Origin of the sequence: Hydrogenophaga sp. NFH-34, from assembly GCF_021401345.1 — a bacterium.
GTDB classification, from domain to species: Bacteria; Pseudomonadota; Gammaproteobacteria; order Burkholderiales; family Burkholderiaceae_C; genus Hydrogenophaga; species Hydrogenophaga electricum.
In genome coordinates this window covers 36,159-47,422 of sequence record NZ_JACBGE010000032.1, presented here as the reverse complement: position 1 = coordinate 47,422, position 11,264 = coordinate 36,159, and the positions used below count along the sequence as shown (strand labels likewise).

At 61.1% G+C, this 11,264-nt stretch carries 16 protein-coding genes; 12 read left to right on the top strand and 4 right to left on the bottom strand.

Annotated features, from left to right (window positions below; translation table 11 throughout):
* Nucleotides 1-231: Tn3 family transposase (locus L0977_RS22980; protein WP_234267254.1), on the top strand; the 231-nt coding region annotated here is incomplete at its 5' end.
* A 155-nt stretch (nt 232-386) separates the two neighbouring features.
* On the top strand, nt 387-1,142 hold the full coding sequence (locus L0977_RS22975) for a SprT-like domain-containing protein (RefSeq protein ID WP_234267256.1): 756 nt from the start codon (nt 387-389) through the stop codon (nt 1,140-1,142).
* Nucleotides 1,143-1,388: 246 nt separating this feature from the next.
* On the opposite strand, the gene L0977_RS22970 is transcribed toward L0977_RS22975, so the two are convergent.
* The gene (locus tag L0977_RS22970; protein ID WP_234267253.1) at nt 1,389-1,886 is read right to left on the bottom strand and encodes a GNAT family N-acetyltransferase; all 498 of its coding nucleotides are present in this window, start codon (nt 1,884-1,886) and stop codon (nt 1,389-1,391) included.
* On the bottom strand, nt 1,883-2,164 hold the full coding sequence (locus L0977_RS22965; RefSeq protein WP_234267251.1) for a type II toxin-antitoxin system TacA family antitoxin: 282 nt from the start codon (nt 2,162-2,164) through the stop codon (nt 1,883-1,885). The genes L0977_RS22970 and L0977_RS22965 overlap by 4 nt, the downstream gene beginning before the upstream one ends.
* Before the next feature lie 218 nt (nt 2,165-2,382).
* On the opposite strand from L0977_RS22965, the gene L0977_RS22960 reads away from it, so the two are divergent.
* The 9 genes from L0977_RS22960 to L0977_RS22920 all read left to right on the top strand — a co-directional run bounded on the left by L0977_RS22960 (nt 2,383) and on the right by L0977_RS22920 (nt 9,178).
* A complete protein-coding gene (locus L0977_RS22960; RefSeq protein WP_234267249.1) occupies nt 2,383-2,943 on the top strand; it encodes a hypothetical protein in 561 nt (186 codons plus the stop codon).
* Between the two features lie 297 nt (nt 2,944-3,240).
* Nucleotides 3,241-3,660, top strand: coding sequence for a hypothetical protein (locus L0977_RS22955; RefSeq protein WP_234267248.1), 420 nt, complete (start codon nt 3,241-3,243; stop codon nt 3,658-3,660).
* 152 nt (nt 3,661-3,812) lie between these two features.
* On the top strand, nt 3,813-4,298 hold the full coding sequence (locus tag L0977_RS22950; protein WP_234267247.1) for a PH domain-containing protein: 486 nt from the start codon (nt 3,813-3,815) through the stop codon (nt 4,296-4,298).
* Between the two features lie 98 nt (nt 4,299-4,396).
* A complete protein-coding gene (locus tag L0977_RS22945; protein WP_234267246.1) occupies nt 4,397-5,098 on the top strand; it encodes a DsbC family protein in 702 nt (233 codons plus the stop codon).
* A gap of 38 nt (nt 5,099-5,136) precedes the next feature.
* Nucleotides 5,137-5,808 (top strand): hypothetical protein, encoded by a 672-nt coding sequence (locus tag L0977_RS22940; RefSeq protein ID WP_234267245.1) that lies wholly within the window; start codon nt 5,137-5,139, stop codon nt 5,806-5,808.
* Nucleotides 5,808-6,731 (top strand): DUF3262 family protein, encoded by a 924-nt coding sequence (locus L0977_RS22935; RefSeq protein WP_234267244.1) that lies wholly within the window; start codon nt 5,808-5,810, stop codon nt 6,729-6,731. Before L0977_RS22940 ends, L0977_RS22935 begins: the two co-directional genes overlap by 1 nt.
* Before the next feature lie 53 nt (nt 6,732-6,784).
* A complete protein-coding gene (locus L0977_RS22930) occupies nt 6,785-7,828 on the top strand; it encodes a hypothetical protein (protein WP_234267243.1) in 1,044 nt (347 codons plus the stop codon).
* A complete protein-coding gene (locus L0977_RS22925) occupies nt 7,773-8,762 on the top strand; it encodes a DUF6685 family protein (RefSeq protein ID WP_234267242.1) in 990 nt (329 codons plus the stop codon). The genes L0977_RS22930 and L0977_RS22925 overlap by 56 nt, the downstream gene beginning before the upstream one ends.
* Before the next feature lie 62 nt (nt 8,763-8,824).
* Nucleotides 8,825-9,178 (top strand): hypothetical protein, encoded by a 354-nt coding sequence (locus L0977_RS22920; RefSeq protein ID WP_234267241.1) that lies wholly within the window; start codon nt 8,825-8,827, stop codon nt 9,176-9,178.
* Here the strand turns inward: L0977_RS22920 and L0977_RS22915 are convergent.
* Nucleotides 9,148-10,161: a tyrosine-type recombinase/integrase gene (locus L0977_RS22915; protein ID WP_234267240.1), complete on the bottom strand. Its 1,014-nt coding sequence runs from the start codon at nt 10,159-10,161 to the stop codon at nt 9,148-9,150. The genes L0977_RS22920 and L0977_RS22915 overlap by 31 nt on opposite strands.
* A gap of 187 nt (nt 10,162-10,348) precedes the next feature.
* Here L0977_RS22915 and L0977_RS22910 point away from each other — a divergent pair, with 187 nt between their 5' ends.
* On the top strand, nt 10,349-10,720 hold the full coding sequence (locus tag L0977_RS22910; protein ID WP_234267238.1) for a DUF2513 domain-containing protein: 372 nt from the start codon (nt 10,349-10,351) through the stop codon (nt 10,718-10,720).
* A gap of 33 nt (nt 10,721-10,753) precedes the next feature.
* On the opposite strand, the gene L0977_RS22905 is transcribed toward L0977_RS22910, so the two are convergent.
* Nucleotides 10,754-11,260: an RES family NAD+ phosphorylase gene (locus L0977_RS22905; RefSeq protein WP_234267237.1), complete on the bottom strand. Its 507-nt coding sequence runs from the start codon at nt 11,258-11,260 to the stop codon at nt 10,754-10,756.
* Nucleotides 11,261-11,264: the final 4 nt, after the last annotated feature.

Genomic DNA, 11,264 nt, shown 5'->3' with positions numbered 1-11,264 from the left:
AGCCTGATGGCCAACATCGTGATGGCGTGGAATACCTCACAGATGCAGGCGGTCCTGGATCGCTGGTCGAACCGCCGCCAGGTCATTCCACCGGAACTGATCGGGAAGATTGCGCCCACCAGGCTGGAGAGCATCAACTTGCGGGGTGTGTTTCGCTTCCCGGTTGACCGCTATGCTGACCAAATCCTGCCTTCGCGGCCAAATGCATCGATAACTGGCACCAATGGATGAAACCGACCACGGTTTGACGCCACGAATCGCAGATTTGAAAGTGAACAGGAAAGTCAATGAAATCAACGATCTACCAACACCACCTCCGCGCCAGTGCTAGCTTTTCGTACCGTCACTTATTGCACTGAAAACGAGGAGACCCCAACTACACCGAGCTGCAGCGGGCCTACGACCACTTCAACCAGGCGCTGTTCGAGGGCGCGCTGCCGGCATGCCTGATCACCCTGCAGCGAGAGAAGCGCACCTGCGGCTACTTCTCGCACCAGCGCTTCGCGGATCTGGACGGCCGCACCACCGACGAGATCGCGCTCAACCCGGCCTACTTCGCCGTGGTCCCTCTGGTCGAAACCATGCAGACCCTGGTCCATGAAATGGTCCACCTGTGGCAAGCCCACTTCGGCAAGCCTGGTCGCGGCAGGTACCACAACGGCCAGTGGGCCGAGAAGATGGAGGCCATCGGTCTAATGCCCTCCTCCACCGGCAAGCCAGGTGGCCAACGGACCGGCGACTGCATGGCCGACTACGCCATCGAGGGCGGGCGCTTCCTGCGGGCTTGTGAGGAACTGGTGACGGCGGATTTTCGGATCAGCTGGTACGACCGGTTTCCGGCGCCCGAGGTGGTGGCCGCTGGCCAGCAGTGCGAAGCGATGCAGTTGAGTGCGGCCGTCGGCGGCGGCTCGACGCCGGCGCAGGCATTGTCGGTGGCCACCAGCCTGGTGGTGCGGCCGACCGTGACCAACGGTGTGGTCGCCGCGTCGGCCGCGAACAAGTCGAACCGCGTAAAGTTCACCTGCGACTGCGGACAGAACATATGGGGGAAACCATCTCTCCGTGTCCAGTGCTTGGAATGCAACGCCGCGTTCACGAGGGTCGGCAGGGATTCATGTAAAAAACCGCAGAACTGGGCCTAATCACATGATTTCATTGAGAAAATCGCGGATCAGCATCGGCCTCCTTCGCCAGTAACACCAGCCAGCGGTCAGTCGTACCGGGCGCACAGGGCAGAACGGGTCAAAACCGGCCTCACACTGAATAACGCCCAATTATCAAATGTGACAAACCCAAGATTCATCGACCCGCATGAAGCGACCGTGGTATGTAATGGCGTATTACGTAAGACGGTACGACTCCCACCCGTAGGTGCTTGGCGATGCGTTTCAAACAGCTTGGGCGGTTGCCAGTGGCAAGAACAGGGTTCTCGGTGAATCGGGCAGAGTGACGAAGCCATGATGCCGGTAGAAATTTGCTGCCGCATCGTCTTTGGCATCCACCATCAAGGCGTAGGCGGCAACCTCGGAGCGGGCGGCCCGGCCGAGAGCATCTGCGAGTAGTGCACTGCCCAGCCCTTGCCCCTTGAAACCTTGATCGACAGCCAGGCGGCCCATGCGAACCGCTGGCACGGTCGGATAGCGTGGCAGCTTCTTCCCCGTGCTGGCTGGAAGCTCGGCCAGCAGCAGGCTGGCCGATGCCAAGGTGTAGTAACCAGCGATGCGCTTCCCATCGGTCGTGGCCACAAAACAGGCGGCTACGCGACGGCGAACGTCTTGGGTAACTTGCTCACGCAAGTACCGATCCAACGGCGCCGAACCACTGTTGAAAGTGGTCCGATCATGAGCACCATTGAGCAGCGCGAGCTGAAACGGTGCGCGACTCATTCAGCGCGCAGCAGCTGGCTGCGGCGGGCGAACGCACGCTTCAAGGCTGGGGACGGTTCTGGCGGCGACAGCAGCGCCTGAGCAAAGCACTCCTGATCGGCCAGCGACAACCGGATAACTTCTGCTCGCTCGATGGCCTGTTGCGCAGCGTCCTGAACGGCCGAAACCACGAAATCAGTCATGGTGCGCCCCTGGAGTTCTGCGGCGCGCTTGAGCATCGAATGCAGATCGGTGCTGATCCTGGCTTCTAGACGGGCTGTAGAGATGGCTGCGGGCATGGGTTGATCCTCCGGTATGTGATTTTACGGCAAACTGCCGTACAGAACAACAGCCACGAATATTCAATGCTGGCAGGGACTTAGGGCCATTCCTGCGGTTTTTTACATGAATCCCTGCCGACCCTCTTCACAGCCGTGACTTAGATGCCGAATCGCGTGTCTACTGATGTACCAGAGCGTCGAAATCCTAGGCCGATCATTGAGGAGTCACCAAAGCTATGAATGAAGGCGGGCTTCAGTTTATTCGTCCCAACACGCTGCGGCATTTGAAACCCGGCGGTGAAGATTTGGAGTTGCTTCTTCCATCATGGTATGGGGGCACTCACGTGCGCAATCTGAAATACAAGCGTTCAGATACGGCATGGCGCAACTACATCGCGTGGTACCTCTGTTCGTCAGGTCTTTCGACAGCGGACGTTGCGTCGCTCCTCACCCTGAGTGCGTCGCGTGTTCGCGCGGTGGTTCGGCAAACGAGGAAAAAGTGGTTTCAAGGCACGTCGGCTGAAACCATGGAGCTTCTAGCGAAGCACGATCAACTTGAAGACGCCGACCTCGCTGCGCATCTTCTGGTGGGGTACAAAAATGAAATGGCTGCGGCGGAGTATCTGATGACACGCGTACTTGGAACTGGCATCTTGGAGATCAGCTCCGCGTTGCATCTTGGCCGTGCAACGTATCTGAACAAAGTGGCCCGATTGAATGGAAGTCGCTGCAGCTGTCGCACCTGCAGGCTTTTCGGATCGCCTTCATGGGCCTACTGGGAAGATGAAGAAGGGTGAACGAGAAAACGCCCCTTGGTTCGATGGCTGTGCCCAGGGTAGGTGAACGTGTTGCCGATGTCTTGCAGCTTCAATGCTGCGGCCAAGTGGTGTTTGTAGTGCTACGATGACCGCGTGATCTGCCCTCGGGCACCACGCGGCACCTCAACTCCTGGAAGGTGCACGGTCTGACCCCCAAGGTCTGACCCGGAGTTTCTGTCCTTCGTAACCCAGATCGGGATGTTCTCGCTTCCCGATCTTGGCCTTACGGCTGGGCTCGGGTATGCGCGTTCTCCTGGTCTTCAACTGGAGTCCATCATGAATCCGAAACCCGTGACCATTGGTTCGGCCCTGTCCGAACCGCCCCTCTCGCCCCGCCAACCCGCCTCCAGCGCTTTCGCTGCCCGGTTCCAACTGGAGCAGCCGCACTGGAAAGCCGTTCTGGACCACGTCGATGAAGCGCCGACCGCGCTTCTGATCGTGGACCTGTTCGAGCGTCATCCGCACCTGCAGGCCGCGCACCCCGCCGTCTACCTGCGGGCGTGCAGGCGCAAGCTCCAGGTGCAGGCCACTCACCTGCGCCGGCAGAAGCTCCTGGGGGCCTGCCGCTGGAGTGCACAGCTGCCTGTTCGCATCGGTCGGGCTGGCACTGGGCTGGTGCGTGCTGGCCTGCGTTTGCTGAGTGGCAAGCGCGAGGCCGAGCTGCAGTGGCCAACCTTGATCGTTCAGGACACCTGATCGATCCCCCGTACCGCAGCACAAAGCCAACCGAGCAATCGGTTGGCTTTCTTTTTGGTGCCAGATTCCCCCTTGTCTGTCAAGCGAAAACCTGCCCTTTCTGCGGCAGGTTTTCTGATGCGAGGGAAGGGCCTTCTTCGTAGATTGGGACCATGGACCAGCCCGATCCTCACCTCCTTGCCCGCGTCACACCCGAGTCGCCTCCAGCGGCCGCGCAGGTGCGCGAGACCCGCGTTCTCTGGAGCGCCAGCGAGGGCCAGGTCAGCAATGCGGGCGTCTACCTCATCGCCGTTCTCATGTTCTGGCTCGTGCTGCCGGTCCTCTACGCCGGCTACCGCTACCTGCGCACGGCCCGCCACCGCTACAGCCTGACCGATCAGCGCTTCATCGAAGAAAGCGGCATCCTGGTCAAACACGTCGAGTCCGTCGAGCTGTACCGGGTCAAGGACATCTCGGTCAAAGGCACCCTGCTGCAGTCCGTCTTCGGCCGTGGGCAGGTCGTGATCCAGAGCACCGACGCCACCTGCCCCACCCTTCTCGTCAACGCCGTGGCCAACCCGGTTGTCGTCTCGGAACAGATTCGCCATGCCGTCGAGATTCGCCGCTCCGAGCGCGGTGTTCGGGCATTCGATTTCTGACGATCCCAGTTCCAGTTCATCCCCAGCTCACCACCATGAAAACGCTCCACACCTCCAAACTGACCAGATCGCTTCTGATGTCCGTGACGGGTCTTCTCATGGCCTGCTCCGCCCTCGCGCAGAACGCCGTCGCGGAACCCAAGGCCACTCAGTTGCGCGCCACCATCGAGCGCAACACCCAGGGCAAGGTCAAGCCTGGCGCCATTCGCAGCACCCCGATAGCCGGCATGTATGCGGTCGAAGTCGGCTCGGAGATCTTCTACGTGGATGAGTCGGGGCGGTACGGCTTCTCCGGCGCGGCCCTGATCGACATGCAGCAGCGCCAGGACCTCACGGCTGCTCACATGGAGCAGATGCACCGGGTGGGCTTCGGTGACCTTCCCCTGCAGCATGCGATCAAGGAGGTCAGAGGCAACGGCTCCAGAAAGCTCGCCGTCTTCGAGGACCCCAACTGCCCCATCTGCAAGGTGTTCACCAAGTTCGTGGACCAGCTGGACAACGTCACCGTCTACAAGTTCATGTTCCCAGTGATCTCGCCCGAGTCGGTTCCCCTGGCTCGCACCGCGTGGTGTGCGCCGGACCGAGGCGCTGCCTGGCGCGCCATCATGGCCGGCAGCAGACCCATGGGCGGCAAGCAGGACTGCGACACCTCTGGCCTGCTGGCCATCCTCAAGGCCGGTGAGAAATACAAGATCCAGAACACGCCCACAGTGTTCCTGGCCAACGGCAAGCGCCTGGTCGGAGCTACCCCCCCTGAGGTGTTCATGAGCGAACTGGAAGCCGCCAGCTCGCCTCAGTAGAGTGGCGGGTTTTCAGATCAATTCAGCCGGAGGAAACCATGCACCTGACCATCCCGTTCACGCTCCCGTTCGTTGCGCAACGCGGCCTGCGAGCCCTGTTGTCCCTGATGTTCGTCGCGGCCTTGCTCTCGGGCATAGCTCCCAGCGCACGCGCCCAGGGCTCCGAGGTGCGCGCTACGAGCACCGACCAGGTCAAGTTCCCGAACGGGTTGCGATGGGAGACGATGCGCGAGGTCGTGTATTGGTACACGCCAACAAAACAGAAGGAATCGCAAAGTCCGAAGGACGCAGCTCAAGCTGATGCCGTCTGGGCAGACGAAATTCGGAAGGCTGAGAGACAGAACCCAGCAGTGAACTTGTTCGTCTTGTTGGCCAATGCAACGACCTCGACTGGAGTGTCTCTGACCTTCTCGCTGTTGAATCTGCTTGACTTTGAGCGATGCGAGAGGCCGATGGGTGGGAGATCCTCGGTAGATCAGTACTCGAAGTGCCTTGCTCGGGTGGCTGTGAGTTCCCAACAGAAGTCGCATGTGGTTGAGTTCGTCGGGTTCTGCCACTTGAACATCGTGGGCAGTACAGACAATCCCAACGAAAAAAATCACACGGAATTCGCCTTCGACTCGCGAACGAACACCGGATACTTCCGGGTGATCCAGTATGGCAAAGAAGTGTCTGCATGCCGCCGTGCCATCCACCTGGAGGGCGTGTGATGGCAGCGCTCTTATATTGGGTTCGACAAGCGCTCATGGTGTCCACATCGGTGCTCGCCCTAGTGTCCTCCATTGTTTGCGCCCAAAGCAACACGCGGGTCACTGCTGACCAGGTCGCGGCTGCCATCATGGCCTCGCCCAATGCAAGCTCCCAGCTGAGAGGCTATGCCGACGCCATTGGCAGTCTGGCCATGTTCGAGAGTGGCGGTCGGCTCGATGTCTACAACGGCTCGTGCTGCTATGGCATCCTGCAAATGACAGGGACGAACATTCGCGATACGTTGCACATCTCCACCGAGCAGTTTCGCAACCTGCCCTTGCAGGACCAGGTCAACGCCTGGGCGACCGTGATGTCGCAGGCCTTGCGCACCTCGGCCCCCGCGCAACTGGCGGCGATGACCACCTTCGACGGCCGTCCGGTCACCCCGAGCATGGTCCTGGCTTGTGTGCAGCTGGGGGTGGGTAACTGCCTGACCATGATCCGCTCGGGCCGTTGCGAAGGATTCAACGACCGCAACGGCACCTCCATCTGTGAAATGGCCGACCGCATTGATGGTGTGACCCGACCGCCTGTGACCAACCCCTCGCCATCACCTACACCAGGCACCGGGTGGACCCTCACCCCGCAGACCCCGAACACCGCGCTGCAGAACTGCCTGACCGATGGCTACGGCAACTGCATGTCGATCTCTGCGGCCGTGGAAGCAGGCTTCGAGAACGGCTCGGGCGTTTCCATGTCGCAACTTCGGAACACCATCCAGATGCTGACCGTGGCCATCACCTTCCTGATCTGCGCCAGCATGCTGCTGGCGATGTGGAGACAGTACGCCGATGGGCGGATCGCCACGGCCGATTTGTGGATGGGCGTTCGCCAGGTCAGCATGGTTGCCTCCATCATCCTGATAGTTTTGACAGTGGCCTGAACGCTGCAACAACATGGATCGGGTAAGGTTCTGGGTTGCATCAGGGAGGAAACATGATTACTCGCAGACATTGCCTGCTGGGCGCTCCTGCGCTGCTGTCCGGCTGCGTCACCATTCACGGGGAAGACTCGGTCGTCCGGGTTGGCCAGGACATCACCCGGCAGGACTTCAAAGGCGACAAGCAGGTTCTTCGGTCTGACGGAACCTGGGCAAGCGCCGCCTTGCCAGAGGCCAACATCACCCGGCCCACCGTCTGGTACCTCACCGCACAGGAGTCCGGCTTCAAGGCATGGCGCTTCGGGTGGGAGCACGAGCAGAACGTGCGCTACGTGGACCCCCTCTCGCCCATTGTCGAAGTCGGCGGCTTCAGCGCCACCGGTTGGGCAACGTACCTGGTCAAGGGCAATGCCAGCCGCGACTACGTCGTGCGCCGCGTCAACTTCACCAGGTCTGGCCAACCAGAGACCATCGGGCATCTGGAGGGATTTCGGGGGGAGTGGCGATTCACGCCGATGGGTGGCCCGACGGTAGCCGCCTACGGCTACCACCTCACCTCGCGCGGCATCCTCCTTCTGCGCAGCAGCAGCGCATTCACGTATTTTCCGACCACGAACATCGCCTCAAGGCTGCTGCCTGCGGACTGGCACCTGGCATGGACGCAGCGAGGCGACATCGAGGCCTCCCGGCTGGTGGTCGTGCGTCGGCATTCACCTCAGACGTTGGACCCTGCACGCTTCGAGATCGGTTTCTACGACGTCGACAAAGCCCAGTTGCTGCCCACGCGGCTAGAGATGAGCCTGATCAAGGGTTCCGAAGAGCCGAACTTCCGCAACCGCTTCTACCTGTACGACACCCCCAAGGGTCCGATCACGGTGGTCAAGGAGGACGGCATCAAAAAGGTGGTGGTCCGCAACATTCGCACCGGTCAGCAGCGCGTGGCGTTCTCGCGCGATGCCGGCATTTCGCACATCAAGGCCGAACAGACCAACACCGGCCGCATCACGGTCAAAGCCGCCGTGGGGTTTTCCGACGAAACGATCTATGACGCAGAAGACTTTCTCTACAACGGGCGCCTGGTGCCGCCCTCGGCGCACTGACCCAGCCTCGGTCCTCTCCGGGATGATGGGGTGGGTAAAAAATTCCCTGGTTCGCCAACTCGACGAAGTTGCAGCGCGCCGGCACCGCAGTGCATTGCGGGCCGAGGGTGTACCCCTGGAGGTCGCATTGACCCTGGCCAAGGACTCGCGGCCGCGTCACTCCCCGTTTCAGCAGTCCCTGGGTCAGAGCGGGCACCGCGATTGGACCCAGTTGCGCGCTAGCAAGCGCTGGTTGGACGAGAACGACCAGGACAAGCTCGACCTGGTATTGACCAGTCTGGTGCGCACCACCCGCACCAAAGGCGCCGAGTTCGACATCCAGGAAGTCACCAACATCTTGCTCTCCAAAAGCGAGCTGTCGTCGTTCCCCTCGATTCAGGCTTTTGAACACCGCAGTCCCAACAACGAATACCGCCAAGGCAGTCGCGCCGATCTGCAACGCTGCCTGGCCCACGACCAGGTACGGTGCCTCAAAGGCACTCTGTGTGTGGGTGACTCCTTCACCTCGTTCGGCTGGGATGAGCGTTTGCTCCTGAACAATCAGGGCGGATCGCATCACTTGAGCACGGCCCGGCGCATTGCCAGAGAACTGGGCGTCAAGGTTCCCCTGCAGCTCGACCATGAGCACCATGTTCTGGATGCCAATGCGGTGCACTTCATCGAGCAGTCCGTGTCGCTGATCGTGGTCCCTTATCCAGACCTTTGGGATGAGCTGAAGTTCGCGTTGCGCCGCGAACAGATACCGGTCATTCCTGGCTGTTTTCGGGCACCGGCGTGCTACGGAGATGAGGCGATGGTGTTGCCACTGAGCCTTCGCTCGGACTCCGCCACCAGTGCTGCGGCCTACCTGCGGTCCTGCGGCTTCGTCGACCTGGTCGACCACCTGATCGAAGACCTGGGCGCCCAGCAGATGCGCAAAAAGCGCTTGAACTGAGCGCCTCGTTTGACCCGCTATCATCCCTCGGTTTTTTCATCAACAACATTCAGGAGGACATCATGGGCAAGACCCATTCACGCCGTCGCGTCATCGCTTTCTTGGCCATCTCGGCCACTGCCCTTGGACTGAGCGCCTGTGGAGGTGGCGGCGGCGGGTCGGACTCTGCAGATGGAGATCTGTACGCTGCCTTCGACAAGATCGACCAGGGCATGAGCTACGAACAGGTGCGCGACATCGTCGGTTTCGACTACAACGCCGGCAAGGACGATATTGAGGGGCGGCGTATCAACTACAAATGGGAGTCTGGACGTGGGTCGGCCCAGTACGTGCTACTGAGCGTCACCATCGAAAACGGGCGCACATCGGGCAAGATCGTCGGCGGCTACAAGGGCAACAACTCCAAGTTCTGGTAACTCGGTTCCACGTCCGACGAAGGAACGTCGAGCGCGCGCTGCAAGCCGGGCGTGTACAGGCGCCCGCGCGGGTGATGACGCTCGATCACCTCGTGCAGCCGAGGGCTTGGAGCCTGGGTGTACAAGGTGGTGGTGGCCAGGTGGGCGTGGCCCAGCAAACTCTGAATCGTGCGCAGGTCAGCTCCACCTTGATAGAGATGGGTGGCGAAAGCCCGTCGCAGCGTGTGCGCGGTCAGCAGCGGCATGTTGGCCCGCACCGCATATCCCTTGACGCGCAGCCGCAGGGTGCCGTAGCTCAGCGGGGCCGGTGCCCTTGTTGAGGGAAACACGCATTGATCTCCTTTGGCGGGAATCGCCGCGAGGCGGCGTCGCCGCAATAGCCTGGGGTGCACCACTTTGAGGTAGTACGCGAGCCACTCTGCGGCCGACTCGTTCATCACCACAAGGCGCTCCTTGTTCCCCTTGCCAACAACGGCCGCGCGGCGCTCCGAGGGCCACACCGTGTGCACCTGCATGCTCAGGAGTTCCTGCGAACGAACGCCGGTGGCGTACAGCAGTTCAAGCATGACCCGGTCCCGGATTCCTTCGAGCGTGAGGGTGTTGGGCAACTCCAGCATGCGCTGCAGTTGCACATACGAGGGCACGAACCAGGGTGACCGCTGTCGTGGGGATCTCGCCCGAGTCGTCAGGTTCATGGCGAGATTGGCCAGCGCCAGCCCTTCTCTTTGGAGCCAGGCGTACAAGGACTTGAGGTGCCAACGGACCACGCCGATGGTTGTGTCCGCCAAGTGGTGCCGCGCCTGAAGGAACCTGCTCAAATCTTGCGGAGTTGCTTCGAGCCAGGTCCTCTCCAAGGCATTTGCCCGAAGCGACTGCTCCCACGAACGCTGCACCGATGCTGCGGCACGTATTGATCTTGCGGCCAAGCCTCTTTCATGACGAAGAAAATACAGGTACGCCTCCAGCGCTTCACCTGGACCCATGCCCCCCTCCTGACCATCGACTGTCTTTGGTCTGGATTCTGCGCACAGGATCGCAGCCGCCGTGCGGATAAGCCTGTCAATTCATGAGGGTCCGATCCCCAATCGGGGTGTTCGTGCCTCCACTGCCATGGCCCTTGTGCAGAGACAATGACTACTTGAGTCACAAAACTGCATGGGAGTCCCCGTCATGAGAAAAGACTGGACCATCATCCGCCAGATCCTGCTTCGGCTGGAAGAGTCGGCAACGCCCAATACGGTGCTCCGGCCGGACCACTTTGAGAGCCTCCCCGCGCAGGAGGTCGCCTACAACATGCGCCTTCTGGCCGAAGCTGGATTCATTGAGGCGAACGTCCAGGAGCTGCGCGATGGCAGCGGGCAGATCGCAGCGGCTATCGCCCGGCGCCTGACGAATTCAGGCCATGACCTGCTGGACACCATCCGAAACGAGACGGTCTGGAAGAAGATCAAGGACACCTTCCGTGACAAGGGCCTGGACATGACCTTCGACCTGGTCCTCAGTGTTGGCAAGAAGATCGCCGAGCAGCTTCTTTTGAGCTGAGCCGGACTGGCGGGGAGTCCCGCCGCACACCCTTCACCGCCGCGCCGAGAGCCTCGTGTCCAGTGCGAAATCCTCCATCATGGCCAGCTCGAACATGCCGGCAGCCGCCGTGATATTGATCAGCAGGTTCCAGGAGTGCGTGCTGACCACGCTGGGCACAAGCACCAGCGGGTGCACGGCCAGCAAGGCGTCTCCGAATTTCTGCTGATTGCTGCTCACCGCGCCGGGGCGCAACCAGTTGGCATTGGGAACAGTCGCAGTGTCCAGCACATGCACCTTGTCCAACTGCGTGAGGCGAATGCTCAGCAGCTTGTGGGCCACGGCGTCCAAGGCGTCGAACCCCTTGTGCACCGCCACCTCCAGGATGGCGGTTGCAGGGTCCAGCGCGGTGTAAAGCACCCGCAGTCCTGGAGAACTCCAGCGTCCACCCACCTGAAAAGCACCCTCCCCTGTTGCCCAGGTCGAGGCGTACTTGGCGGCGTCCAGCCGCCAAACCACCAGATCGCCTGCTGCCTTCGCGCCGACCAGTGCCGGCGGCAAGGGC

Bases quoted from the DNA above. Each gene is read 5' to 3' on its own strand.
- L0977_RS22970 (WP_234267253.1), bottom strand. From the start codon at position 1,886: ATGAGTCGCGCACCGTTTCAGCTCGCGCTGCTCAATGGTGCTCATGAT.
- L0977_RS22940 (WP_234267245.1), top strand. From the start codon at position 5,137: ATGCACCTGACCATCCCGTTCACGCTCCCGTTCGTTGCGCAACGCGGC.
- L0977_RS22955 (WP_234267248.1), top strand. From the start codon at position 3,241: ATGAATCCGAAACCCGTGACCATTGGTTCGGCCCTGTCCGAACCGCCC.
- L0977_RS22945 (WP_234267246.1), top strand. From the start codon at position 4,397: ATGGCCTGCTCCGCCCTCGCGCAGAACGCCGTCGCGGAACCCAAGGCC.
- L0977_RS22935 (WP_234267244.1), top strand. From the start codon at position 5,808: ATGGCAGCGCTCTTATATTGGGTTCGACAAGCGCTCATGGTGTCCACA.
- L0977_RS22965 (WP_234267251.1), bottom strand. From the start codon at position 2,164: ATGCCCGCAGCCATCTCTACAGCCCGTCTAGAAGCCAGGATCAGCACC.
- L0977_RS22930 (WP_234267243.1), top strand. From the start codon at position 6,785: ATGATTACTCGCAGACATTGCCTGCTGGGCGCTCCTGCGCTGCTGTCC.
- L0977_RS22915 (WP_234267240.1), bottom strand. From the start codon at position 10,161: ATGGGTCCAGGTGAAGCGCTGGAGGCGTACCTGTATTTTCTTCGTCAT.
- L0977_RS22920 (WP_234267241.1), top strand. From the start codon at position 8,825: ATGGGCAAGACCCATTCACGCCGTCGCGTCATCGCTTTCTTGGCCATC.
- L0977_RS22910 (WP_234267238.1), top strand. From the start codon at position 10,349: ATGAGAAAAGACTGGACCATCATCCGCCAGATCCTGCTTCGGCTGGAA.
- L0977_RS22925 (WP_234267242.1), top strand. From the start codon at position 7,773: ATGACGCAGAAGACTTTCTCTACAACGGGCGCCTGGTGCCGCCCTCGG.
- L0977_RS22960 (WP_234267249.1), top strand. From the start codon at position 2,383: ATGAATGAAGGCGGGCTTCAGTTTATTCGTCCCAACACGCTGCGGCAT.
- L0977_RS22950 (WP_234267247.1), top strand. From the start codon at position 3,813: ATGGACCAGCCCGATCCTCACCTCCTTGCCCGCGTCACACCCGAGTCG.